The 23,187-nt window shown below is 58.9% G+C and carries 25 protein-coding genes; 13 read left to right on the top strand and 12 right to left on the bottom strand.

All coding sequences use genetic code 11. The features are described from left to right. Positions 1-35 precede the first annotated feature (35 nt). Positions 36-272 (top strand): type II toxin-antitoxin system Phd/YefM family antitoxin, encoded by a 237-nt coding sequence (locus BM074_RS17650; protein WP_139217691.1) that lies wholly within the window; start codon positions 36-38, stop codon positions 270-272. Beyond that, positions 269-664 (top strand): type II toxin-antitoxin system VapC family toxin, encoded by a 396-nt coding sequence (locus tag BM074_RS17655; RefSeq protein WP_091923777.1) that lies wholly within the window; start codon positions 269-271, stop codon positions 662-664. Before BM074_RS17650 ends, BM074_RS17655 begins: the two co-directional genes overlap by 4 nt. Before the next feature lie 2 nt (positions 665-666). Here BM074_RS17655 and BM074_RS17660 read toward each other — a convergent pair whose 3' ends face one another. Further along, a complete protein-coding gene (locus BM074_RS17660) occupies positions 667-2,451 on the bottom strand; it encodes an ABC transporter ATP-binding protein/permease (RefSeq protein ID WP_091923779.1) in 1,785 nt (594 codons plus the stop codon). Between the two features lie 324 nt (positions 2,452-2,775). On the opposite strand from BM074_RS17660, the gene BM074_RS17665 reads away from it, so the two are divergent. Together BM074_RS17665 and BM074_RS17670 are read left to right on the top strand one after the other, a co-directional pair. After that, the gene (locus tag BM074_RS17665) at positions 2,776-2,988 is read left to right on the top strand and encodes a cold-shock protein (protein WP_027233379.1); all 213 of its coding nucleotides are present in this window, start codon (positions 2,776-2,778) and stop codon (positions 2,986-2,988) included. 287 nt (positions 2,989-3,275) lie between these two features. Further along, positions 3,276-4,151, top strand: coding sequence for an alpha/beta hydrolase (locus BM074_RS17670; RefSeq protein WP_091923781.1), 876 nt, complete (start codon positions 3,276-3,278; stop codon positions 4,149-4,151). Positions 4,152-4,264: 113 nt separating this feature from the next. Here the strand turns inward: BM074_RS17670 and BM074_RS17675 are convergent, their stop codons facing one another. Further along, positions 4,265-5,296, bottom strand: a complete 1,032-nt coding sequence (locus BM074_RS17675; protein WP_091923782.1) for a zinc-dependent alcohol dehydrogenase family protein — start codon at positions 5,294-5,296, stop codon at positions 4,265-4,267. Between the two features lie 127 nt (positions 5,297-5,423). On the opposite strand from BM074_RS17675, the gene BM074_RS17680 reads away from it, so the two are divergent. Next, the gene (locus BM074_RS17680) at positions 5,424-6,341 is read left to right on the top strand and encodes a LysR family transcriptional regulator (RefSeq protein ID WP_091923784.1); all 918 of its coding nucleotides are present in this window, start codon (positions 5,424-5,426) and stop codon (positions 6,339-6,341) included. 21 nt (positions 6,342-6,362) lie between these two features. Here the strand turns inward: BM074_RS17680 and BM074_RS17685 are convergent, their stop codons facing one another. Continuing rightward, a complete protein-coding gene (locus tag BM074_RS17685; RefSeq protein ID WP_027233382.1) occupies positions 6,363-6,974 on the bottom strand; it encodes a glutathione S-transferase family protein in 612 nt (203 codons plus the stop codon). Between the two features lie 241 nt (positions 6,975-7,215). On the opposite strand from BM074_RS17685, the gene BM074_RS17690 reads away from it, so the two are divergent. After that, complete coding sequence (locus tag BM074_RS17690) at positions 7,216-8,418, top strand: pyridoxal phosphate-dependent aminotransferase (RefSeq protein WP_091923786.1); 1,203 nt, start codon at positions 7,216-7,218, stop codon at positions 8,416-8,418. 134 nt (positions 8,419-8,552) lie between these two features. Beyond that, positions 8,553-9,527 (top strand): protein-methionine-sulfoxide reductase catalytic subunit MsrP, encoded by a 975-nt coding sequence (msrP, locus tag BM074_RS17695; protein WP_091923789.1) that lies wholly within the window; start codon positions 8,553-8,555, stop codon positions 9,525-9,527. 232 nt (positions 9,528-9,759) lie between these two features. On the opposite strand, the gene BM074_RS17700 is transcribed toward msrP, so the two are convergent. The 3 genes from BM074_RS17700 to trxB all read right to left on the bottom strand — a co-directional run bounded on the left by BM074_RS17700 (position 9,760) and on the right by trxB (position 12,375). Further along, positions 9,760-10,236, bottom strand: a complete 477-nt coding sequence (locus tag BM074_RS17700) for a DUF2380 domain-containing protein (RefSeq protein WP_175499060.1) — start codon at positions 10,234-10,236, stop codon at positions 9,760-9,762. Positions 10,237-10,351: 115 nt separating this feature from the next. Further along, a complete protein-coding gene (locus BM074_RS17705) occupies positions 10,352-11,248 on the bottom strand; it encodes a LysR family transcriptional regulator (protein ID WP_027233385.1) in 897 nt (298 codons plus the stop codon). Positions 11,249-11,400: 152 nt separating this feature from the next. Continuing rightward, positions 11,401-12,375 carry a thioredoxin-disulfide reductase gene (trxB, locus tag BM074_RS17710; RefSeq protein WP_091923793.1) on the bottom strand — a complete coding sequence of 325 codons (975 nt, stop codon included), beginning with the start codon at positions 12,373-12,375 and terminating at the stop codon, positions 11,401-11,403. Positions 12,376-12,687: 312 nt separating this feature from the next. On the opposite strand from trxB, the gene BM074_RS17715 reads away from it, so the two are divergent. Together BM074_RS17715 and BM074_RS17720 are read left to right on the top strand one after the other, a co-directional pair. After that, positions 12,688-14,088 carry a TrkH family potassium uptake protein gene (locus BM074_RS17715; protein WP_091924021.1) on the top strand — a complete coding sequence of 467 codons (1,401 nt, stop codon included), beginning with the start codon at positions 12,688-12,690 and terminating at the stop codon, positions 14,086-14,088. Positions 14,089-14,186: 98 nt separating this feature from the next. After that, positions 14,187-14,657, top strand: a complete 471-nt coding sequence (locus BM074_RS17720) for an Lrp/AsnC family transcriptional regulator (protein ID WP_091923796.1) — start codon at positions 14,187-14,189, stop codon at positions 14,655-14,657. Here the strand turns inward: BM074_RS17720 and BM074_RS17725 are convergent. The 3 genes from BM074_RS17725 to greA are packed head-to-tail and all read right to left on the bottom strand — an operon-like array spanning position 14,654 to position 16,923. Further along, positions 14,654-15,388: a glycosyltransferase family 25 protein gene (locus BM074_RS17725; protein WP_091923798.1), complete on the bottom strand. Its 735-nt coding sequence runs from the start codon at positions 15,386-15,388 to the stop codon at positions 14,654-14,656. The genes BM074_RS17720 and BM074_RS17725 overlap by 4 nt on opposite strands. Further along, positions 15,385-16,431, bottom strand: coding sequence for a glycosyltransferase family 4 protein (locus tag BM074_RS17730; RefSeq protein ID WP_091924023.1), 1,047 nt, complete (start codon positions 16,429-16,431; stop codon positions 15,385-15,387). The genes BM074_RS17725 and BM074_RS17730 overlap by 4 nt, the downstream gene beginning before the upstream one ends. An 18-nt stretch (positions 16,432-16,449) precedes the next feature. Beyond that, complete coding sequence (greA, locus tag BM074_RS17735; protein WP_091923800.1) at positions 16,450-16,923, bottom strand: transcription elongation factor GreA; 474 nt, start codon at positions 16,921-16,923, stop codon at positions 16,450-16,452. Between the two features lie 305 nt (positions 16,924-17,228). Between greA and BM074_RS17740 the strand changes: the two genes are divergently transcribed. Continuing rightward, positions 17,229-18,365: a PQQ-dependent sugar dehydrogenase gene (locus BM074_RS17740; protein WP_091923802.1), complete on the top strand. Its 1,137-nt coding sequence runs from the start codon at positions 17,229-17,231 to the stop codon at positions 18,363-18,365. Between the two features lie 83 nt (positions 18,366-18,448). Then, positions 18,449-19,393 carry a DMT family transporter gene (locus tag BM074_RS17745; protein WP_091923803.1) on the top strand — a complete coding sequence of 315 codons (945 nt, stop codon included), beginning with the start codon at positions 18,449-18,451 and terminating at the stop codon, positions 19,391-19,393. Here the strand turns inward: BM074_RS17745 and BM074_RS17750 are convergent. Further along, positions 19,322-19,672 carry a DMT family protein gene (locus tag BM074_RS17750; RefSeq protein ID WP_027233393.1) on the bottom strand — a complete coding sequence of 117 codons (351 nt, stop codon included), beginning with the start codon at positions 19,670-19,672 and terminating at the stop codon, positions 19,322-19,324. The two genes, BM074_RS17745 and BM074_RS17750, sit on opposite strands and share 72 nt — an antisense overlap. Before the next feature lie 250 nt (positions 19,673-19,922). On the opposite strand from BM074_RS17750, the gene BM074_RS23510 reads away from it, so the two are divergent. Beyond that, entirely contained in the window at positions 19,923-20,906 is a 984-nt protein-coding gene (locus tag BM074_RS23510) for an extensin-like domain-containing protein (protein ID WP_348271670.1), read from the top strand. Here the strand turns inward: BM074_RS23510 and BM074_RS17760 are convergent, their stop codons facing one another. Further along, complete coding sequence (locus BM074_RS17760) at positions 20,907-22,094, bottom strand: low temperature requirement protein A (protein WP_091923805.1); 1,188 nt, start codon at positions 22,092-22,094, stop codon at positions 20,907-20,909. It abuts the gene before it with no gap. Positions 22,095-22,270: 176 nt separating this feature from the next. On the opposite strand from BM074_RS17760, the gene BM074_RS17765 reads away from it, so the two are divergent. Beyond that, a complete protein-coding gene (locus tag BM074_RS17765; protein WP_091923807.1) occupies positions 22,271-22,693 on the top strand; it encodes a VOC family protein in 423 nt (140 codons plus the stop codon). Positions 22,694-22,697: 4 nt separating this feature from the next. On the opposite strand, the gene BM074_RS17770 is transcribed toward BM074_RS17765, so the two are convergent. Next, entirely contained in the window at positions 22,698-23,075 is a 378-nt protein-coding gene (locus tag BM074_RS17770) for an acyl-CoA thioesterase (protein ID WP_036815387.1), read from the bottom strand. Positions 23,076-23,187: the final 112 nt, after the last annotated feature.

Raw genomic sequence — 23,187 nt, forward strand, 5'->3', positions numbered from 1 at the left:
AAAATGACTATAGGCATCTGACTATGGTCACAAATATGAGCAGACAGGTATCCAAATCCGAATTCAAGGCAAAGGCGCTTGAATATTTTCGGCAGGTTGAAGCGTCTGGCGTTGGCCTTGTCGTGACCGACCATGGCAAGCCGGTGCTTGAGGTGCGCCCTTATCGCGGCGGAACCGAACGCAGCGCAATGGACGTGTTACGTGGCTCGGTCATTCAGTACGATAAGCCAACCGACCCGGTCGGCGACGATGACTGGGCCGAGGCGCAGTGATCGTACTGGACACACATGTCCTGGTTTGGTGGGTGAGCGGCGATCCCGCCTTGAGCAGGACGGCACGTCACGTGATCCAAGAGCAGCAAGTGAGTGGCGAGATCATTATCTCGGCCATCTCAGCTTGGGAAATCGCCATGCTGGTCGATCGAGGACGGCTGGTGCTTTCGATGGATGTCGATTCCTGGCTAAGCGCAGTCGCGCGAATCGAGCGAATGCGCTTTGTCGCCGTAGATCGCGAGATCGGGGTAAAATCGGTGACATTGCCCGGCGACTTTCACAAGGATCCGGCTGACCGCATGATCGTCGCCACGTGTCATGTCTTGAGCGCGCCGCTGGTCACAGCCGACAGCAAAATTCAGGAATACGCGCACATCACCACAATCTGGTAGCGCTACACCCCTTCGGTCCCTTCGTTCTCGAGGCCGTGGCCCGACGGGTCGCTGACGAAGTGCAGCACCTTGGCGAAGAGCTTTTCGTCCTTGTCCTCCCGCCCGATATGCACCACGGTCGACTTGGCGAGATGGTTGCGCAAAACCTTCATGACCCGCTCATGCGCGGCAGGTTCCATGGCGTCGAGGGCCTCATCGATCACCACCCAGCTTGGTTCGTGCAATTTGAGGCGGGCAAAGGCCAGCGATTGCTGTTCGTCGTCGCTGAGTTCCCTGTCCCAGCGCGCGCGGAAATCGAGCATTGATTCAAGCCGGGTCAGGCCGAGTTCATGAAGGGCCGATACCAGTTGCTCGTCGGAAAAGGCTTCCTCGCCTTGCGGATACGACATCGCTCCCCGCAGGCTGCCCGGCGGAAAATAGGGCGAACGCGGCATATAGAGGATCGAGGTGTTGGCGGGCAGGCTGACCGTTCCGGCACCCCACGGCCAGAGGCCGGCAATGGCGCGGAACAGCAATGTCCGGTCGATCCCAGCTTCGCTGGTTATCAGGACCCGCTCGCCTTCCTTGACGACCGCCTTCTTTTCCTTCAGCCGAACCGTTGCCCGGGGCGCGGTGATTTTCAGCGATTCCAGGACGATCTGGTTGGAATCCGTCTCGGTGAACTTGATGCGCTGGTCAACACTGTTCATGAGGTCGGTCGCCTGAACAGCCTGGCGGAATGACGTAACGCGCAAAAGCGTGGCGCGCCAATCGGCAATGGCGCCGAAATTGTTGACGAACCATTTCAACGCGTCATGCACCTGATTGAACGCGCCGATTGCAGCCATCAAGCCGCCAAAGGACAGGTTACCGGCAAAGTAGACTGGCGCTGCAACGAGGATCGGTGCAACGATTGTGATCCAGCCGTAACCGGAAGTGACCCAGGTCAACTGGGTCAAGGCGGTGACCAGCAGGCGGATTGCGCCAAGCAGTCGGTCGATATCGAAACCGAGCCGGCGATTCTCGTCGGCCTCGCCACGGTAGAGCGAAATCGCATCGATATGTTCGTTGACCCGCATCAACGAGAAACGCAGTTCCGATTCCTTCTGGTATCTGTCGGCATTGAGATGGATGAGCCGGCGTCCGACAAGCCAGCTGATCCACGACGCGATGCCGGCATAGAGAAATGCTGCCCAGACCATGTAGCCAGGTATGGAAAAACTGTAGCCCGCCACGTTGAAGACGAAGCCGCTGGAAAACGTCCACAACACGCCGACGAAGCTGATCAGCAATATCGACGCCTGCAACAGCCCGAAGCCGAGATCGGTCGACATTTCGGCGAGATGGCGGGCGTCCTCATGCAGGCGCTGGTCGGGATTGACGCCGATCGGACCGGAATTGGAGAGCTTGAATGCCCGTCGTGGTTGCAGCCATTCGCCGACGAGATCGCGCGTCAGCCCCTCGCGCAGCTTGAGGCGCGCCATCTGATTGAGCCAGGTCTGCGCCACGTTGAGCACGAGCAGCACTGAGGCAATGGCGAAGAACACCATGAGCTGATCGACGAACGCCGAAAAATCGCGACGCGACAGGGCGTCATAGAACGGCACGTTCCAGCGGTTGAGAAGGACCTGCCCCGCCGAGGTGACGATGATGATGGCGAAGACGCCGAGAATGAGGAGAATAAGGCGGTTACGAACCGGCGAAATCCAGTAGATATTGCCGATGACGCGAAGCTGCGCCCAGAGACCCGCTTCCACTTCGCCCGCGACGGAGGTGGGCGTGGATCGGTTCGGTTTCTGCTCCGCCATGAGTTTCCCCTGTGGGCGACCGCGAGTCGGCCTTGTTCTACCTTCTAACACACGTCGGATAATGCGCTGAAATGCAAGACGGAATGTAGGGGCAAAATTTACGCGCGCAAGCGCTGCGCGGTAACCTCGATGGCAGGCCATTTTGAATCCGGCTTGTTTTGGGCCGGAATCTGTCATATGTATCCGTCATCGATTTTATCGGTCGAGTGACTTTGCGACCTGCGTAACCCGTTGCGCTTCCTGATGAACTCCATTGCATAGGTTCGATTCCCTGGGCTGCATATGTGCATGCTGCCTGTCTTATACATCTGAAAGGAATTTCCCATGGCTACGGGAACAGTGAAATGGTTCAACAGCACTAAGGGCTACGGTTTCATCCAGCCTGATACCGGTGGTGCCGACGTATTCGTCCATATTTCCGCTGTTGAACGCGCAGGTCTGCGCGGCCTCAATGACGGTCAGAAGGTCAACTACGAAATCGTTCAGGACCGTCGTTCGGGCAAGTCGTCCGCTGACAACCTCAGCGTCGCGGGTTGATGCCGCAAACCGGGAATCGTTCGATTTCTGAAGCACAGAATTGAGAAAGGCGGGTTCACCCCGCCTTTTTCGTTTTATATCAAGAGATTCGTCGGTCCGCCGGACTCAACTTCTAAGCGAACCTAGTCATTACTTTACCATACGATCCCCGATCCGGACTACCGGGCGAGGCATCGGGCTCATCCATTTTACATCTTACTTCCGAGGTTTCCTTGCCGACATTGAAACAAGCAACCCATGGTGTTTGAACATTGGTTCGATTGAACTCCACACGACAGACGCTTACTATGGCCCTGATCTTTCTCTGCCACCTGTGTATTTTGGCGCGACCCGCCGAAACCCGGAGCGCGAAATGGACTGGCTGTGATCCCGGCGGTATTCAGACCCGATTCGTGCCCGATCCGGCTTCGGGACGACTCTATGATGTCGAGATCAGTCTGCCGTCCGACTACGACCGCGATGCTTCGACCCATTATCCCGTCATATATCTTGCAGATGGGGGCCGCGAGACAAGGCCCGTAACCTGTCAAATCAGGGAGCTTTACAAAAATGGGACTCTCGCCCAGGAGCCTATAATCGTGGGCCTCTCTTACGCGAAGGGCGAGAGTTTGGTGGCTAGCCGCAAACGCGACTATACACCGGCTCCTCGCAAGCCCGGCGATACCGCCTATGGCGGAGCTCACGCGTATCAGCACTATCTGCGTCAAACCGTGATCCCCTATGTCGAGAGCCTCTATCGTACCAATCCCGACCGGCGCATCTATGTGGGACATTCGTATGGGGGGCTTCTTGGCGCGCATATCCTGCTGACCGAACCAGGCCTTTTCCGCACCTACATACTCGGTAGTCCGTCTCTCTGGTTTGCCGATCATGCCATTCTCACATTCGAGTCCGAATATGCCAGAGCCAACAGGAACTTGAAGGCTGATCTCCTGCTCTTTGTCGGCGGAGAGGAGATCGGTCGTTACGACCCTGGGCGTCGTGATAATACTCAAAATATGGTTGGCGATATGCGGGCATTCGAGTCACAGCTTAAGCAGCGCCACTATCCAGGGCTGACGATCCGCTCACTGGTTGTGCGCAGCAAGAACCATCGCAACGTTTTTCCTCCCGGTCTGACATGGGCCATCACCGCCGTGCTCGGTGGGACCACTGGACGCTAGGTGCCTTGCATAAATAGGATAGCTCTGCTTGGAAGAGCGCCATAGAAAAGGCGGGTTCACCCCGCCTTTTTCGTTTTATATCAAGAGATTCGTCGGTCCGCCGGACTCAACTTCTAAGCGAGTTCAACAACGACTTTACCGAACGGTCCCCGATCAAGATGATCAAGCGCAGCGTTGAGCTCAGCCAACGTGTAGCTGGCCTCGATGATCGGCTTCACGCCTGAAACGTCATAGGCCCTTACCAGATCTTCAAGTCCCCGGCGATGGCCGACCTGAAGACCTTCGACGATCAGTCGCTTGCGGGCGAATGCGCCAAAGCTCCCGGACACATCCAGCCCTTCGAGAATGCCAATAAGGGAGATGCGCCCCGCGACGGCAGCCGCCTCAAGCGATTTGCCAAGATGGGCGCCGCCCACGGTTTCGAGAATATGATCGGCGCCGTGATCGCGCGTCAGGCGATGAACGGCGGCCACCCAATTCTCTTTCTTGCGGTTGATGCCGTGGTGGGCGCCGCGTTCGCTCGCGCGAGCCAGCTTCTTGTCGTCCCCTGAAACGACGATGATTTCGGCCCCGTGCATCAGGCCGATTTGAAGCCCGAACAGCGAAACACCGCCGGTGCCAAGAATGAGGACCGTCTGTCCCGCCCGCAATTGTCCACGCTCGACAAGCGCCGTCCATGCGGTCAGTCCAGCGCAGGGCAGCGTGCTGGCCTCGCTATGCGTAAGGTTGGCAGGGCCTCGCACCGCCCAGTCTTCGTGGAGAACGACATACTCGGCAAGAACCCCCTGCACCGTGCCCCCGAGCGTGCGCCCGTTGGGCTCTCTCGCGGTCCCCGGGCCGTCGCCATCTATCCAATCGGGAATAAACGTGGAGATGACGCTGTCGCCCACGGCAAAGCGCGTCACGCCGTCCCCGACCCCGGCGACGATGCCGGAAAGGTCGGAAGCAGGCACCACCGGTTCCGTCAGCGGATCGGGCAAGCCGAAACCGTCATCGATCAGGAGCTTGTCACGATAGTTCAACGACGCGGCGAAGACCTTGATCAATATTTCGCCGGGCCCTGGTTGCGGAACCGGTACCTCCGCCAACTTTAGATTTTCCCTGCCGGCCGCGGTCAATTGCCAGCGTCGCATCGTCGTTGTCATGGATACACCTTTCTATCGCACCCGCCTCCGGGTTGAGGTGTCGACCATATATGCGCCGCGAGCACAACAGTTGCGCCAATCAGCATCAATATTGTATCGCTACTGTCTACAATGAGGATCAAGGACGTTGAACAAACTCGCCGGCATTCAGGAATTTGTTGCAGTTGTCGACGCGGGCGGATTCTCGGCAGCGGCCGAACGCCTGCACATGTCGAGGTCGGCGGTGGGCAAGACCGTGGCACGCCTTGAGCAGCGGCTTGGCGTGAGGCTCTGCCATCGCACAACCCGGGCATTTGCGCTGACTGCAGAGGGGCACGCCTTCTACGAGCGCTCGCTGCGCGTCCTCGCTGAAGTCGAGGCGGCCGAATTTGCTCTGACCTCGGAAATGGCCGAGCCAGCCGGCCGCATGCGGATCAGCGTACCGGCAATCTTCGGCCGGCGCTGCGTGGCGCCGGTCGTCTTCGATCTCGCCCGGCAATATCCGCGACTGCGATTCGACGTCTCCTTCACCGACCGGACCGTGGACCTTATCGAAGAGGGTTACGACTTGATCGTGCGCAACACCGTGCTTCCGGACAAGGCTGGATTGAGCGCACGCCGTATCGCCCGCCAGCGCATGGCCATCTGCGCGTCACCGGACTATCTCGCCGCGCGCGGAACACCCGGTGCACTCGATGACATCGCTGCACACGACGCCATCACCTATGGCCGCGACGGCAATGCCCGCCCTTGGCTGTTCCCTGACGGGCGCGGCGGCACCTTCGCTGCCCCGACGCGAAGTTTGCTCATCGTTGACGATCTTGAGGCTGCGGCGGATGCTGCCGCGAGCGGTCTTGGCCTCGTATGGTCGCCGTGCTGGCTGATCCGCGATCACGTTCGCGCAGGCCGTCTGGTTCAGGTGTTGACCGGGCTTGAGCCTCTGATCTTCGACACATTCGCGGTATGGCCGACTGCCCCCTTCATGCCCGCCCGCCTGCGCGTCCTCGTCGACGCTTTGGCGAGCCGCCTTCCGGGCATGACCGGCGCAGACCGCGAGATCAAGTGACTAGGGCGAGTGGGATGGTTCTTACGGAATCCACGTGATTGGCACGTGTCCTTCGTCTGCAGCAACCCGGCTCAGCCATTTTGCAATCGACGGGTAGGCTGAAAGATCGTAGCCGCCGCGATTGGCTTCGTGTGTATAGGCGTAGAGGGCGATGTCGGCTAAACTCATGCTGCTGCCCACCAGGTATGGCGTTTTCTGCAGCTGCGTTTCCATGACGAGGAGCGCCTTGTTTCCCCCCTCTAGCGTTGCCGCGAGCCGCTCTGGCGTCGCCTCCTTGGCCCGTTCCGGATAGACGAACAAGGCCTTTCTCACGGCGATGTTCGGTTCATGCGTATACTGCTCGAAGAACAGCCACTGATACATCAGCGCCCGCTCGTAGGGGTCCTCGGGAATGAAGCGGCTGCCTTCGCCAAGGTGCAGCAGGATTGCGTTTGATTCTGCGATGAACCGCCCGTCGTCGAGTTCGAGCAGGGGCACCTTGCCGTTCGGATTTTTTGCCAGATATTCAGGCTTGCGCGTTGAACCGTCCACGGAAGACACATGGATATGCTCGAACGGCATCGCCAATTTCGCCATCAAAAGCCGTGGCTTGTAGCAGTTTCCGGATTCGGGCTGTGAGTAGAGTTTCGGCATATTGCTGGTCTCCTGTGGCAGGCGAATATTTTCGCTCCTTCGCGCAATGTCCAATCATTTTGCTTGAAGGATCGAACAAGCGAAGCTGATGCTTCGCCAGTTCGATGTCACACCCTGCATAGAAAGTGAGCGATGAAAAGCCTTCAGGGCATGCTTTTGCTTGCGATTCGCCCTCCATTGCGACATACGAACCCCGCAACCGCCCGGCGGTTATCAACCCTCGTTTCTGGAGAACGACAAAATGGCATTCCTCGCAGACGCCCTTTCCCGTGTGAAGACTTCCGCAACCATTGCGATCACCCAGAAAGCACGCGATCTGAAAGCCGAGGGCCGTGATGTCATTTCCCTATCGGTCGGCGAGCCGGACTTCGACACGCCCGATAATGTCAAGGAAGCAGCAATTGCCGCCATCCGCCGCGGCGAAACCAAATATACGCCCGTTGCGGGCATACCGCAGCTTCGTGAAGCGATCGTGCGCAAATTCAAGCGCGAGAACGAACTCGAATACAAGGCGAACCAGGTTATCGTCAGCACCGGCGGCAAGCACGTCATCTATAACGCGCTGCTTGCGACGCTCAATCCAGGCGATGAAGTGATCTGCGTTGCGCCCTATTGGGTAAGCTACCCGGAGATGGTGGCGTTGTGCGGCGGCACCCCGGTGATCGTCTCCGCGCTGCAGAAGAACGAATTCAAGTTGCAGCCCGAGGATCTCGAGCGTGCGATCACGCCGAAGACCAAGTGGATCATCATGAATTCGCCTTCGAACCCCTCGGGCGCGGCCTATACGTGGGACGAAATGAAGAAGCTGACGGATGTGCTGATGCGCCATCCGCATGTTTGGGTGCTGACCGACGACATGTACGAGCACCTGACCTATGGCGACTTCAAGTTTGTCACGCCGGCGCAGGTCGAGCCGAACCTCTACAACCGCACCCTGACGATGAACGGCGTTTCGAAGGCCTATGCCATGACCGGCTGGCGCATCGGCTACGCCGCCGGCCCGCTCGAACTGATCAAGGCAATGGACATGGTCCAGGGCCAGCAGACTTCCGGGACGAGTTCCATTTCGCAGTGGGCGGCCGTGGAAGCGCTTGATGGAACGCAAGAACATTTGCCGGTGTTCAAGAAGGCCTTCGAAGGACGTCGCGACCTGATCGTCTCGATGCTGAACCAGACCAAGCTCCTCGAATGCCCCAAACCCGAAGGCGCATTCTACGTCTATCCGTCCTGCGCGGCCGCAATCGGCAAGACCGCGCCGTCGGGCAAGGTCATCGAAACTGACGAGGATTTCGTCAGCGAATTGCTGGCGACCGAAGCTGTCGCGGCCGTACATGGCTCGGCATTCGGGCTCGGCCCGAACTTCCGCATTTCCTATGCAACCTCCGACGCCAACCTCGAAGAGGCCGGCAAGCGCATTCAGCGCTTCTGCGCCAGCCTTCGCTGATTGACTGCAGAAGACCAGCGAAGGGGGCCGTAAAGCGGCCCCTTTTCGTTCCGCCGACTAATCACGCCATTGTGTGAGAACGGTCTGCGATTACTGGCTATTTTGCACCCCGCAACCGGCATAACGGAGTGGTCATGGCCGTAATAATTCGCAAGCCCGCCTGGGCGATTTCCGACGCCTTGGCGACCCCTGAAACGGCATTTCTCGATCGCAGGGACATTTTGAAGGCCTGGGGCCTCGGAGCGCTGGCGCTTGCCGCGAGCGCCAGCCTGCCGAAAACCGTGCGGGCTGCAACTTTGCCTGCGGGCAACCCGGCGCTCTACCCCGCGAAACAGAATGCGGCTTATAAACTCGACCGCAGCCTGACGCCGGAAGAGATCAATTCGAAGTACAATAATTTCTATGAGTTCGGTGGCGATAAGGACATATGGACCGAGGCGCATACCCTCGTCACCAATCCATGGGACATTGAAATCGGCGGCATGGTGGAAAAACCCTTCACCATCGCCTTTGCCGAACTTGAGGCAAAAATGCCGCTGGAGGAGCGTCTCTACCGGCACCGCTGCGTCGAGGCATGGTCGATGACCATACCCTGGACCGGCTTCTCGTTGGCGAAGCTTGTGGAACTGGCAAAGCCGACCGCCTCGGCGAAATATATTCGCTTCGAGACATTCTACGATGCGGCGATGGCGAGCGGCCAGAATGGCTTCCTCTATACCTGGCCCTATGTGGAGGGGGTAACCATGGCGGAAGCGGCCAACGAACTCGCCTTCATGGTGACGGGCGCCTATGGCAAGCCGCTGCTCAACCAGTTTGGCGCGCCGCTTCGCCTTGCCCTGCCGTGGAAATATGGATTCAAATCGATCAAATCGATCCGCAAGATCAGCTTCACCGACGAGCAGCCGGTAAGCTTCTGGGAAGGGCTGGCCTCGAACGAATATGGATTCTGGGCCAACGTCAATCCGGATGTAGCGCACCCGCGCTGGAGCCAGGCGCAGGAGCGTGTGTTGCAAACGGGCGAGACCGTGCCGACGTTGCTATTCAACGGGTATGGCGAACAGGTGGCTGGATTATATGCGGGGATCGAGGGTGAAGAACTCTATCGCTAAGAAGCGTACCCCTGAAAAGAAAAGAGGCCGGACAAATGCCCGGCCTTAAGTTTTGAAGGTGCCGTTTCCGGCTAAAACCTCCAGAGGGGAACACTTGCGGGCGCGCAATGGGAGGAGGAGACGCACCGGCAAGTGATGTGGATATGAAGGTTTTGGCCGTTTCTCGCAACATCCAATTGTGCATTGCACCCATGCATCTGATGCATAGCGCGCCAATCCGCTTAAGAATTCATCATTTTTGCATATTGAAATCGCAATGCCGAACGATTTGTCCGGCCGAAAACTTTGCGGCCCGCCGCCATGCTTCGTCGGTATCGCCCCGATAGGTGATGAAGTCGCCGCAGACGGCGCGGCTGTCCTTGACGTCCAGCACCGAGTATCGCAGCCAGCCGATGAGCGTGCTGGTTTTCTGCACGGCGCCGATGACGACATAGGCCGCGCCGTTTTGCCTCGCCATTGCGGAGAGCGCTGCAAATCCCGGGTCGGTCGCCGTGCATTGGCCGTCCTGGCATGGCAACGGCACCAATTTGAACTTGCCTTGCTCCGCCAGTTGCCGGCGCAGATAGTCGGCAAGCTCCCTCAGCCGCCTCTGATGGTCGGCGGACTGGTCCCGGGGCTCACCGGACGTATCGACGAAATCGAAATTGGCGGAGGCGATCAGCGTTTGTGTTTCTGCATCGCTGTGACCAGAGGCCAGGAGCAGACTCAAAAACGCAATCGATATGCGAGCAACTGCAGGCATGACACACCGTGCCGGCGAAATGGCCGGTCCGTTCGAAGGTGCCTCACGATGGACTATAATTCGCCTGCGAAGAAAGGATAGTCTAATACGCCCAGGTGCGCGCCTTGGAAAACAGGAAATCGCGGAAAACATGCAGCTTTGCGGCGTTCTTGATGCCCTCCGGATAGCAGAAGAACGTATCGAAGGACGGCAATTCCATCTCGGGCAGAAGCCGAACAAGTGTCGAGTCCTTCTCCACCATATAGTCCGGCAATACACCGATGCCGACGCCTTTCTGGATGGCACGCTTGATCGACAAAAGGTTGTTGATCTGCAGTACCGCCGGCCTGAGGTTCCCATCCGATCGGCCGATGACCTCCAGCCAGTTCAGATTGGTGAGATAGGAGGGCGCAGGCTCGCCGAAGCTGATGATGCGATGCGAATCGATTTCGTCGATGCTTTCGATCTTGCCATACTTGGCAATATAACCCGGCGCGGCGTAGACGTGCATGTGTACGGTAAAGAGTCGACGCTGAATAAGATCCGGCTGTTGCGGCTGGCGCAGGCGAATGGCGCAATCAGCATGGCGCATCGTCAGATCGAGTTCCTCATTGTCGAGGAGGAGTTGCAACTGGACTTCAGGATAGAGTTCGATGAACTCCTGAACGCGCTCGATAAGCCAGCCTGAACCGAGGCCGACCGTCGTCGTCACGCGCAGCTTTCCAGACGGCCTGTCCTTGCTTTCCGTAAGTCGCGACCTGACGTTTTCAAGCTTCATGAGAACTTCGTGGGCGGTGCGATAAAGTACCTCGCCCTGTTCGGTCAGGATGAGACCGCGTGCATGCCTATGGAACAGCGGCACGCCGACATCTTGCTCCAGGGCGCTGACTTGACGGGAAATAGCCGATTGCGACAGGTGCAATGTCTCGGCAGCATGGGTGAACGACCCAGCTTCTGCCGCAGCATGAAATATTCGCAACTTGTCCCAATCAAGCGACATCGCGCAGTTTTCTCCCCACTCCGGCCGCGCCATCGCGGCCAGCTCCATTTGACCCATTGCCCCCAAAATCATGTTTGATTGTCTGAGGTTGGGCCAGTCAACATTCCACCGCAGCCCCGCGTGCCATCAGGCGCGGTGCGCGGCGGTTATTCTTATTCAGCAGCTTCGCGTACTGGTTCCTGGGCGGCCAACCAGCGTTCGGCTTCAAGTGCTGCCATGCAACCCATGCCTGCTGCAGTTACCGCCTGACGGTAGATGTCGTCCGTGACATCGCCGGCAGCAAAGACGCCCGCAACATCGGTTGCCGTGGAATCCGCCGCCGTCCAAAGATAGCCGTTCGGCTTGTGCTTGAGCTTGCCTTTGAAGAGCTCCACGGCCGGCGCGTGACCGATGGCAACAAAGACGCCATCTGTCTCAAGATCAGTGGTTTCGCCAGTCTTGATGTTCTTCAGGCGCACGCCCGAGACCGATGCCGGCAGCGGCGCCTTCGCTTCGGTGCCCGTGATCTCGTCTATGACATTGTCCCAGATGACGGTCACGTTTTCTTTGCTGAACAGGCGATCCTGCAGTATTTTCTCGGCACGGAATTGGTCGCGGCGGTGAACGATGGTCACCGACTTTGCAAGATTGGCAAGGTAGAGCGCTTCCTCGACGGCAGTATTGCCGCCGCCGACGACGACCACGTCCTTGTTGCGATAGAAAAATCCGTCGCAGGTGGCGCAGGCCGAAACGCCAAAGCCCATGAAGGACTGTTCGGTCGGAATTCCGAGCCACTTTGCCTGTGCGCCGGTGGCAATAATCAGCGCATCGCAGGTGTATTGCGTTCCACCGTCCCCGACCAGCCGGAAGGGGCGCATCGACAAGTCGACCTCGGTGATGATGTCATGCGCAATTTCGGCCCCGACATGTTCGGCCTGAATGCGCATCTGCTCCATCATCCAGGGTCCCTGGACGGGATCGGCGTAGCCCGGATAGTTCTCGACATCGGTCGTGATCATCAACTGGCCGCCCTGCTGCAGGCCCGCCACGATAAGCGGTTTCAAATTAGCGCGGGCAGCGTAGATCGCAGCGGTATAACCCGCGGGACCGGAGCCGATAATGAGAACGGGCACATGGCGCTTCGACATAACAAGACCTTAAATTCATTTCTCACAAAAGTTGGCGCGGGCCACAGCTCGCGTTCGACCGCCATAAGGTAGTGGCTCAGCCCCCGGTGTTGCAAGGTCTGTGCAAAACATAGGCGGGTTAGCCACAGCTTGCTGCTGCGTTTCCCGCCTCTTCGTTCCATTGTGCGCTCTGCACGAACCAGTTATGAAACTGAAGATGTCAAAAATGCGGACCACCGCCCTTTCCAGAACGTAGCGACCGATTTCTGACGGATGGAGGTCAACGCCATTTTTCGCACCATCATCAATCTATGCGCGCGGTTCGGCCTCATCATGGCAGCGACGATGCTCATACCGGCCCTCATCGACCTCAAGGCCGGCAGCCGCGATTGGCTCGTCTTCGTCCAGGCAGCAGGTCTTACCGCTGTCCTGTGCTGGCTGACCAGCCTTGCCACGCACCACCCCGAGATCCGCTTCACCCCCCGGCTTGGATTCCTGCTGATAGTCGCCCTCTGGCTTAGTGCGGCCGTGTTCGGCGCCCTGCCCTTCATCTTCTCGCCCCTGCCTATCAGCATCATCAAGGCCTTCTTCGAGTCGATGTCCGGCATTACTGCCACCGGCGCCACGGTTCTGACCGGTCTCGACAGGATGCCGCGCGGTATCCTGCTCTGGCGCTCGATGCTGTGCTGGTTCGGCGGCCTCGGCTTCATTGGCCTCGGCCTTTTGCTGCTGCCGTCCTTGCGCGTCGGCGGCATCCAGCTGCTGCACATGGAATCCTCGGACAAGTCGGAGAAGATACTGCCGCGCATCCACCAGATCGCGACCGGCATTGTTCTCGCCTATGTCAGCCTGACGCTGATTTGCACCATTCTCTATTTTGTTGCCGGAATGGGCATGTTCGACGCCATAAATCATGGCATGACCACAGTTGCGACGGCGGGCTTTTCGACGCACGATTCATCACTCGGCTTTTACGCCCACAACCGCGCCATCCTCATCATCGCCACCGTATTCATGATCCTCGGTGCCCTGCCCTTCGTGCTCTATATCAAGGCGGCGATGCCGCAACGCCGGGTATCGATGAGCGATCCGCAGGTCACGCTGTTCTTCATCATCATTATCGGCTTCAGTGCGATCCTTGCCACCGGGCTGATGCTGGAAACCGGCATAGGGCTTGTTGACGCGATCATCGCGGCAACGTTCAACCTTGTCTCGGTGATCACCACGACGGGCTTTGCGACAGAAGACTATACGCTTTGGGGTGCCGAGGCACTCGGCATATTCTTCCTCGTGACGTTCATCGGCAGCTGCTCCGGTTCAACTTCCGGCGGCATCAAGATCAATCGCCTCATCATTCTCTGGCAGATGGCATCTGCAAGCCTGACGCGCCTGATCCTGCCGAACGCCATCGTCAAGATGCGCTATGGAAAGTCGGAGATCACCGACGAAGTCGCACAATCGGCCCTCCTGTTCATCTTTCTCTACATGGCCTCGCTCGTCGCAGGCGCCACGGTGCTTGCCATGCTCGGCAACGACCTCGGGACAGCTTTCACCGGCGCCCTGACTGCGCTTTCGAATGTCGGCCCAGGATTTGGCGAAACGATCGGCCCGGCGGGGAACTTCTCCACAATTGGCGATCCCTCGCTGCTTGTTCTGAGCTATCTGATGCTTGCTGGACGACTTGAAATCGTCACCGTCGTTATTCTCTTTACCCGTCGCTTCTGGACTAGATAAATCGCAACCTGTTTGCAACCGGCGGGCAATGCATTACACAGCGGCAGGAATCGCATATGTATAACGCACTTACCGTGTGAAACAGGATAAAGGCACCCATGCCTCTGAAGGCGGAACTCGACGCGATCGACTGGAAAATCCTGAAACAATTGCAGGACAATGGCCGCATCACCAATGTGGAGCTCGCCGAACGCGTCGGTATCTCGGCGCCGCCCTGCCTGCGCCGCGTGCGCAAACTTGAGGAAAGCGGCGTCATTCAGGGCTATCGCGCGATACTCAATGGCGCGGTCCTTGGGCAGGACATCGTCGCTTTCTGCATGATCCGCCTGCACCGCCAGTCCGATGCCGATCTGAAGAGCTTTGCCGAGAAGACCCAGAACTGGACGCTCGTGCGCCGTGCCTGGATGGTTTCGGGTGAATCGGACTTCCTGCTTCACTGCGTTGCGAGCGACCTTTTCACCTTCCAGAACTTCGTCATCGAGGAACTCACCTCGACGCCGAACGTCGATTCGGTGCGTACATCGCTGACCATCCGCTCGGTAAAGAACGAACCTTTGATGGTGCTCTAGGTTCGTCGCGTGCGGCTGTAGAGGTTCAACGCGACCCGGTAATACGGCCTTAAAATTTCCCGTTTCAAGCGGGCGCCGAAACTCTTGTTCTTGCCCTGAACGACCGTACCGCCAAGATCGAAATCGATCTCGCGAATGGTGATCGGCCGCGCGGAAAGAATGCGCGCGCAATGAAGCCAGCGCATCTGTATCGTCGTGTCGACCGGACGATCGAACCGCTCCGTGGCCTTCAGGAGTTCTGCGGCCGCCTCGCGGCCGACAAGTTGCATCTGCATGCCAAGGCCGGGCAAGCGCGGCTGCATGATCGAACAGGTGTTCTTGCGCGCAATACCGGCCCCATGTTCGCCCCGCGCCCAGCGCGGAAAGCGGATATAATCGCCGGGCTGAATGGCTTCCAGCGCCAGTGCCAGTTGCTCAGCGAATGGCCCGTCGTCGATATCGACATCGTCCTCGATGACAAGCCCCGCATCGAGATCGCGCTCGACGATCGTCGCCCAGGCCTTGCGGTGCGACTGGAAGCAGGCGATTTCCGAAGGACGCAGCTCGAACGGGTAGTAGGGCTTATGCAATGACCGGGCATAGACCGTATCGATTTGGCCCGAAGTCATGTTCAAGGCGTCAATGGCATCAAGGATTTCGGCCTCGATCGGCAGGCGTTTGATCAGCTTCTCGACGTGTTCGCCGCGCTTTGTGGCGCGCTTTAGATGGATGATCAGCGCGGCAGTCTTCACCGCAGCCCGCCCGCGAACATAGCTTCGTAGACGTCGAGAATCTTTCCGGCTTCCTTTTCCAGCGGAAAATTCTGCCGCACATGGGCAAGGCCGGCCTTACCCATATCGGCGCACTGGGCCGGATCGGCGAGATAAGGCGCGATCGCTGCTTCCAGCGCCTTGCCGTCACCCGCAGGAACGACCGATCCTGTTTCGGGCGTAATCATCTCGGCATAGGCGCCCGCATCGCTCGCGACAACCGCCGTCTGCGACGCCATGGCTTCGAGCGGCGTCAGGCCGAAGCCTTCCTTGCGGGACGGGGCAACGTAAAGCGTCATGCGGCGATACCAGATGCGCACGTCCGGCACTTCGCCGAGGAAAAGAATGCGGTCCTCAAGTCCGGCGGCGGCGATCTTCTGTCGCAGTTCCTGCTCGAAACCCTTGTTTTCCACGGTCGTGCGGCCGGTCATGATTGCCGTCCATTCCGGATGCTGCGGCAAAAGGCTGATCATTGCGTCGACGAAGAGATCGGTTCCTTTCGAATGCCGAATCCGGCCCGAACAGCCGATGAGATATTTCCCCGGCAGCCCAGAGGCCGCAAAGCTGTCCTCTTCGCCCGATGGCGGGTGAAACCGCTCCGTGTCGATACCGTGCATGATCACCGTGTGCGGCACCTCGAGGAAGCTGCCGGATTTCCCGCTCGTCGCGATGACGGCGTTCATTTGCCGGATAAGCCACTTGGTGAAGGACCTGTGGTCGCGCTGCGCCGCCGAGGTAAAAAGCAGCTTCAGCCGCATGCGCAAGACCGAACGCATCAAAATGCCTGCGACCATCTCCGTATTGCGGCGGGCGTGCCAGATACGGAACGGACGGGTTCGCGGCCTTAGCCATAGACCGGGTAGCCCCAACCAGCGGATTTTCGGCAGATCGTCCGGCAGGCCCGGCCCCAAGGTTGCTATCTTGAGGCCGTTCGCGCGTTGCAATGGAATAAGCTGGATGATGGTCGAGGTGACGCCGGAAAGCGTGCGCTTGAAGTTCGGCGCGATCACCTCGACGTTTGACACGGTATCGAACGACACCGCTTAAACGAATCTGAAGCCGAGGATCTCGTAGGACCGTGCGCCGCCCGGAGCATTGACTTCGATCGTGTCGCCTTCGCTCTTGCCGATCAGGGCGCGGGCGATTGGCGAGGAAACGGAAATCCGGCCCGCCTTGGGATCGGCTTCCTGGTCGCCGACGATCTGGTACGTCCGCTCTTCCTCGGTGTCCTCGTCGACAAGACGGATCGTCGCGCCGAACTTGATCTTGTCGCCGGAAAGCTTGGTAATGTCGATGATCTCGGCGCGCGCCGTATAGTCCTCGAGTTCGCCGACGCGACCCTCGTTGTGGCTCTGCGCTTCCTTGGCAGCATGATACTCGGCGTTTTCCGAAAGGTCGCCATGAGCGCGCGCCTCCGCAATCGCCTGGATGATGCGCGGCCGTTCTTCTTGCTGGCGCCAGCGCAGCTCTTCCTTGAGCTTGTCAAATCCTGCCTGAGTCATCGGGACCTTTTCCATGTCCTCTCCTTTCGTTGTAGTGCCAAAACGGGCCAAAACAGAGCCGCGCGGCACAAAAAGAAAACGGTCGCCGGAGCTCAAAGCTTCGGAACCGTTCAATCATTCCTGACTTAATATAGCATCGTTTCAGGCAATTTCACGAAGAAAGTGGAAATAGTGCCGGCAAACGGATTTGCGGGCGATGCGGTATCGAATCACAAGGGACTCACATCACTGTGAGGCGACCGAACCGTCGAAATGTGTTCTCAATTTCCCAAACTGACTCGCCACGCCCGACAACGCCCGCGATGAAAGGACCCTCATCGATGCGACGGAGAACAGCTATTTTGCTGGCAAGCGCCCTTTGCTTTGGCGCCCAGATAGCCCAGGCCGAGACCTTCGACACCGAGAAAGCGCCAGTCGCCTCCGAGACGGTCGCGAGCAACCTGGACCACCCCTGGAGCCTCGCCTTCCTTCCGGATGGCGCCCTTCTCGTAACGGAGCGCGCCGGGAATATGCGGATCGTCAAGGATGGCAATGTATCGGAACCGCTGAAAGGTGTACCGAAGGTCGCCGCGATGGGCCAGGGCGGCCTGCTCGATGTCGTGGTGGCGCCGGATTTTGCGCAAAGCGGGAGCATCTTTTTCACCTTCTCAGAACCTGGCAAGGACGGTGCGGGCACTGCGATTGCAAGCGCCAGACTCGTGCGCAGTGGACAGGGCGGAACCCTCGAGGACGTCACCGTCCTCACCTCGATGCGCAAGAAGACCAGCAAGGGCCAGCACTTCGGCTCGCGCATCGTCATTACGCCGGATGGCAAGCTGTTCGTCACGATGGGCGAGCGCGGCGACCGCAACCGCGCCCAGGATTTCAAGGATGAAGCAGGTTCCGTGCTTCGCATCAATGCCGACGGTACCACGCCGGCGGACAATCCGTTCGCCGATGGCAATAAGGGGCTGCCGCAAATATGGTCGAAGGGCCATCGCAATCCGCAAGGGGCGACCTGGGATCCAGTCACGCAGACGCTCCTGACAGTGGAGCATGGCGCAAAGGGTGGTGATGAGATCAACCAACCTCAGGCAGGCAAGAATTATGGCTGGCCGGTCATCTCCTACGGCAAGGATTATTCCGGCGCCAAGATCGGCAAGGGCACGAAGGCCAAGGGTTACGAGCAGCCACTCTACTATTGGGATCCGTCGATTGCGCCGTCGGGGCTGGCCGTCTACGAAGGCGAGATGTTTCCGGAATGGCAGGGCGATCTCCTTGTCGGATCGCTGAAGTTTGCAACGCTGGTGCGGCTTGAACGCGATGGAAAAGGCACGATCGCAACCGAGGAGCGCATGCTCAAGGACGCGTTCGGCCGTATCCGCGACGTCCGCGTCGCGCCGGATGGCTCGGTCTATCTTCTGACCGACGATGCTGATGGCAGGATCATTCGATTGACACGCGCACGAGCAAGCTAAGCGTCTTGCAGTCGTCGGTTGCAGCAGTTAGAGCAATTGCGACTGCGGAACCTGATGTAACCGCACCAACTTGTGGGATCGTCATGACGCATGGCCGGGCCAATATTCTGCTGCTTCTTGCCGGAGCGATCTGGGGTTTCGGCTTCGTTGCCCAGTCGACGGCCATGGCCAGTGTCAAGCCGTTCATGTTTGTCGCCATCCGCTTCTTTCTTGCGGCGCTGACCGTCCTGCCTCTCGCAATCCGTGAGGCAAAAAACGCGCGCCAAGGGCTGACACAGCGCGATTATCTTGGCTTTGTCTTCATCGGCCTCCTGCTCTTTTCCGGCGCAGCCCTGCAGCAGGTTGGCATGCTCACATCGTCGGTCACCAATGCCGGGTTCCTGACTGGGCTTTACGTCGTCATGGTGCCGATCCTCGGCGTATTCCTGTTTTGGCAATGGCCGCATCCGGTCGTCTGGCCCTGCGCCCTGACTGCGCTTGCCGGTATCTACCTTCTTTCCGGAGGCCGTCTCGATGGTCTGACTGTTGGAGACTGGCTTATCGTGGGATGTGCGGTTTTCTGGGCACTGCAGATCATCTTCATCAATCGCATCGGCGTTCAGAGCGGGCGCCCGATTATGCTGTGCCTCGTGCAGTATCTGGTTTGCGGCATCCTCGGCCTGCTGGTCTCGATGACAAGCGAGCGGACCGAACTGTTTTCGATCCTCGCGGCCGGTCCGGAACTCATTTTTGCGGGTGTCCTGTCGTCGGGCGTTGGCTTCACCCTGCAGGCCGTCGGCCAGCGTTTCACAACGGCGCCGCAGGCCGCCATCATGCTTTCGTCCGAAGCCCTTTTCGCCGCGATCTTCGGCATGATTCTGCTCGGCGAGCGCCTGACGCTTCAGGGCCTTGTCGGGTGCGCCCTCATTTTTTCGGCAATGATCGCTGTCGAACTCATCCCGATGCTGCGCAACAAGTCACGCCTTGAAGATCAAGGTCGCCCCGCCGGCAATCAGGGCAAATCCGGCCACGTGCTGCCAGGTGAATGATTCCTTGAGATAAAACACCGAGAACAGGCTGAAGACGACGAGCGTGATGACTTCCTGCATCGTCTTCAGTTCAGCGGTCGAATAGACCGTGTGGCCGATGCGATTGGCGGGAATGGCCAGCCAATATTCCATCAGCGCAATGCCCCAGCTGATGAACACCACCTTCGCCAATGGCGCTGACGGAAACTTGAGGTGACCGTACCAGGCGAAGGTCATGAAAACATTGGAAGCAATAAGCAGGAAAATGGGCGCAATGGATGGCGATAGAAAATTCGGCATGATCGCTCTTTCAAGAACATAGGTCGTTGGCTACGGGAGGCTAAATGCACCGGCAATTGCAGCAAAATCAAGCCATTTGCGGGCCCATCATGTTTCGATCCCAAATGTTAAGAAGCCGCTGACCTTTCCTTTACGATTTGCCTCTACTTTCACCCGTTGCTGCGCCTCGATTCAGGCAATGGGATGTGGTGACATGAGTTGTGCGTTGTCGTCCGCTGTGCGCTTGAAGCGCTTATCCACGATACTGCTGTTGTCCGTGTCGACGACCCTCAGTGGCTGTGGCATGGACGAAGTGCGCCGTCCCATGGCCGACGTCGGCAGCGGTTCGGATACCGCTATTGCCAGCAGATCGCTCGCCAGCGAGGAAAATCAGGTCGCTGTCGAAACGCAAACGCTGCCGAGCTCCGGGATGGACCAAATGTCTGGGCCACCCCCCGACGTCATTTCTGTGCCGGACACCAGCCAGGCGGCGAGCGAACCGATCGAGCCGGCGACGCCGACCTTGCAGCCGCCCGAAGCAGCGCCGGAAATTCCGCGGCTTGGCGAAACCAAGCCCTATTCCCTGCCGGAAATGGAACCCCCGTCGGATGATGACAAGAGCTATGGGTATCTGAAAAATTATAGCTATCCCAATGCGATACGCGATCCTATCGCACGCGGAGAAAGCGTCCTCGGCATGTCCGGCGGCGAAATGGCCTGCCGCACCGAACTCAAGAAGCTTGGCGTGGTGTTTCAGGAGAAGCCGCCAATCAACGATGGCGGCGCTTGCCGCATCGACCATCCGCTCGCGGTCAGCGGCTTTGCCAGCGGCAATATAAAGCTGAAGCCAACGGCGACCCTGAATTGCCAGATGACGCTTGCATTCGCCCGCTGGGTCAAGGGCGACCTCTCGCCATCGACGCGGCTGCGCTACCTATCGGGCATCAACACCATACACCAGGCGTCGAGCTATTCTTGCCGCACCATGAGCAGCCAGCGCGGCCGGCCCATGTCCGAGCACGCCAGGGGAAATGCGCTCGACATCGCGAAAATCACGCTCAACAACGGCCGCGAAATCGAGGTCGAAAGGCCGGGGCTCTTCTCGTTCCGCCAGCGTGGTCTTCTCAACACCGTTCGTTCGGATGCTTGCGACTATTTCACCACCGTGCTCGGACCCGGTTACGACCGTTTTCACAGCACGCATTTCCATTTCGACCTGATGCAGCGGCGCAGCGGCCACCGCGCCTGCCGCTGATCAGTGCGGGTTTAATTTCCGCTGCTTGTAGCTCCGATATTCCCAGACGGTGACGACGATCAGGATAGCGCTGGTCGCGGCGCCGATCGCCAGCGGTGAAAGTGCCGGGCAAATGACCGCCAATCCGGCACACAGCACGAGCCCAACGAGATGGGATAGCGGTACCCGGCCATTGACGTAGCGCTTGAAGAGAAGATTGCCGACAAGATAAAGCGCCGTGCCGCCGACCGACGTCCAGATCATGGCAGCTTCCGCATGGCCGAGCGGATGATCCAGCACCAACTCGTCCGAGACGGCGACGACGATGATGCCAGCGACCAGCAGCACGTGGACATAGGTATAGGCGATGCGGGCGATTCGCCCCGGATCGTCGGTCTCTGCAATCTTGTGATGCGCTGCCGACTGGCCGAGATTGAAATAGATGAGATACATGGCGACGGACGCGACGAAAGTCGTCAAGAACGCCGCCAGCGAAACCAGGCTCCATTCTTGCTCCGAAAAGGTGGCACCGGATACGAGGATGGATTCGCCGAGTGCAATGATGATGAAAAGGGCAGCCCTTTCGGCCATATGGTCGCCGCTGACATTCCAGTCCGTGGTGATTGAGGCGCCAAGCCGGGGCGCCCAAAATCCCACGGCCGGCCCAAGGATCTCAATTGCCAGCGCCGCTGCCCACAGCGGCAGACGATATTCCGGCATAGCCAGGCCACCGGCCAGCCAGAAGATCGCCGAAATACTGAGCCACACGGCAATGCGCTGGAAGTTGCGGAAGTTGGCATCGTCGTGATGCCGCACGGCCCACAGCATGAACAGGGTGCGTCCAAGTTGCATCGAGACATAGGCGAGCGCAAAGACGATGCCGCGCCCGGCAAAGGCGGCGGGGATCGAGGTGGAGAGCACAAGCCCGGCGAGCATCAGCGCGAACAGCATCGTGCGGACTGGCGCGGTCGCGGGGTCGAGCCAGTTGGTCACCCACATTGTATAGACCCATACCCACCATACGGCGGTGAGCAGCAGCGCGCTTTCGGCAAGGCCCTCGAGGCTCAGATCATGCAGGAGGAAATGCGATATCTGCGTAATGGCGAATACGAAGACGAGGTCGAAGAAGAGTTCGACAAAATCGACCTTCGCACTATCAGCAGCATCCCGCTGACGGGAATAGTCCCGAATTGCCCCGAAGAATGCCACGCCCCATCTCCCAAATCATTAGCCTGCCCGTAAGATGAAGCGGTTCCAGCCAAAAATGAAATGGTTTTTGCCGCAGCCAGAACCTGAATGCGCGCTCAACACTCCTGACAATTTGGGGTTGCGCTTGCGCGCCGCTTTCCCACTTTTAGATGGTCCAACAACTCCGGGAGGAACCCATGCGCTTCGTTGACCGCTATCCAATCATCGTCACAGACCGCAAGGAGGCCTGCCGCGACTTCTGGATCGAGCATCTTGGCTTTGTCAGCGCCTTCGACAGCACCTGGTTCTCTTACCTCATGGCCGAAGATCAATCGGCCAGCATCGCTTTCATGACGCCGGACCACCCTTCCGCCCCGCCCGGCCCGGAAAAGTTCAGCGGAGCCGGCATGTGTTTCGAACTCCAGGTGGAGGATGCCCGGGAAGCCTTCGACAAGATCGCATCCACCGGCCTCAAGATCGAATACCCGCTGACCGACGAGCCCTTTGGGCAGCGCCGCTTCGGATTTCATGATCCGTCGGGCCTCTGGATCGACGTTGTCGAGCAAATCGAATCGGCAGCTGGATTTTGGGATCGCTACATGATCGGCAGCCAGAGCTGATCGGTCAGATTTCCTTCGGAACCGGGGTGGGCTTGCCGTCCTTGTCCAGCGCAACCATGATGAAGTCGGCGTGGGTGACAAGTTCCATCAGATCGGACAGGTAACGTTGCGCCCAGGCCTCGACCTTGAGCGTGATCGAGGTGCGTCCGACATGGGCGATATGGGTGTAGATGCACAGCGTATCGCCGATCTTGACCGGTTTTGCGAAGGCCATTTCCTTGACGGCAGCCGTCACCACGCGTCCGCGCGCCCGTTCCGCGGCCCGAATGCCGCAGGACAAATCCATCTGCGCCATGACCCAGCCACCGAAAATGTCCCCGGCCGCGTTGGCGTCCGCCGGCATCGCCAGCGTGCGCAGGGTGAGTTCGCCGATAGGCTTCATCTCTTCGGTCAATTGCCGTCTCCGTCAATGAATTGCGTTGCCGCCATGATGGGGTGCGGCCGCAGGATTGAAAAGGGGCCTTCGCCCGCAACTGTCAGAAACCCGACATTGC

The sequence above is a fragment of the Phyllobacterium sp. CL33Tsu genome, from assembly GCF_900113985.1.
In the GTDB taxonomy this organism is placed as follows: Bacteria; Pseudomonadota; Alphaproteobacteria; order Rhizobiales; family Rhizobiaceae; genus Phyllobacterium; species Phyllobacterium pellucidum.

What these genes read in the sequence shown, in the direction of transcription:
- BM074_RS17705 (WP_027233385.1), bottom strand. Translation starts at nt 11,248, where the DNA reads ATGTCGCTTGATTGGGACAAGTTGCGAATATTTCATGCTGCGGCAGAA.
- BM074_RS17740 (WP_091923802.1), top strand. Translation starts at nt 17,229, where the DNA reads ATGCGACGGAGAACAGCTATTTTGCTGGCAAGCGCCCTTTGCTTTGGC.
- trxB (WP_091923793.1), bottom strand. Translation starts at nt 12,375, where the DNA reads ATGTCGAAGCGCCATGTGCCCGTTCTCATTATCGGCTCCGGTCCCGCG.
- BM074_RS17750 (WP_027233393.1), bottom strand. Translation starts at nt 19,672, where the DNA reads ATGCCGAATTTTCTATCGCCATCCATTGCGCCCATTTTCCTGCTTATT.
- BM074_RS17665 (WP_027233379.1), top strand. Translation starts at nt 2,776, where the DNA reads ATGGCTACGGGAACAGTGAAATGGTTCAACAGCACTAAGGGCTACGGT.
- BM074_RS17745 (WP_091923803.1), top strand. Translation starts at nt 18,449, where the DNA reads ATGACGCATGGCCGGGCCAATATTCTGCTGCTTCTTGCCGGAGCGATC.
- BM074_RS17690 (WP_091923786.1), top strand. Translation starts at nt 7,216, where the DNA reads ATGGCATTCCTCGCAGACGCCCTTTCCCGTGTGAAGACTTCCGCAACC.
- BM074_RS17650 (WP_139217691.1), top strand. Translation starts at nt 36, where the DNA reads ATGAGCAGACAGGTATCCAAATCCGAATTCAAGGCAAAGGCGCTTGAA.
- BM074_RS17715 (WP_091924021.1), top strand. Translation starts at nt 12,688, where the DNA reads ATGGCAGCGACGATGCTCATACCGGCCCTCATCGACCTCAAGGCCGGC.
- msrP (WP_091923789.1), top strand. Translation starts at nt 8,553, where the DNA reads ATGGCCGTAATAATTCGCAAGCCCGCCTGGGCGATTTCCGACGCCTTG.
- BM074_RS17770 (WP_036815387.1), bottom strand. Translation starts at nt 23,075, where the DNA reads ATGAAGCCTATCGGCGAACTCACCCTGCGCACGCTGGCGATGCCGGCG.
- BM074_RS17660 (WP_091923779.1), bottom strand. Translation starts at nt 2,451, where the DNA reads ATGGCGGAGCAGAAACCGAACCGATCCACGCCCACCTCCGTCGCGGGC.
- BM074_RS17685 (WP_027233382.1), bottom strand. Translation starts at nt 6,974, where the DNA reads ATGCCGAAACTCTACTCACAGCCCGAATCCGGAAACTGCTACAAGCCA.
- BM074_RS17765 (WP_091923807.1), top strand. Translation starts at nt 22,271, where the DNA reads ATGCGCTTCGTTGACCGCTATCCAATCATCGTCACAGACCGCAAGGAG.
- BM074_RS17675 (WP_091923782.1), bottom strand. Translation starts at nt 5,296, where the DNA reads ATGACAACGACGATGCGACGCTGGCAATTGACCGCGGCCGGCAGGGAA.
- greA (WP_091923800.1), bottom strand. Translation starts at nt 16,923, where the DNA reads ATGGAAAAGGTCCCGATGACTCAGGCAGGATTTGACAAGCTCAAGGAA.
- BM074_RS17670 (WP_091923781.1), top strand. Translation starts at nt 3,276, where the DNA reads ATGGCCCTGATCTTTCTCTGCCACCTGTGTATTTTGGCGCGACCCGCC.
- BM074_RS17720 (WP_091923796.1), top strand. Translation starts at nt 14,187, where the DNA reads ATGCCTCTGAAGGCGGAACTCGACGCGATCGACTGGAAAATCCTGAAA.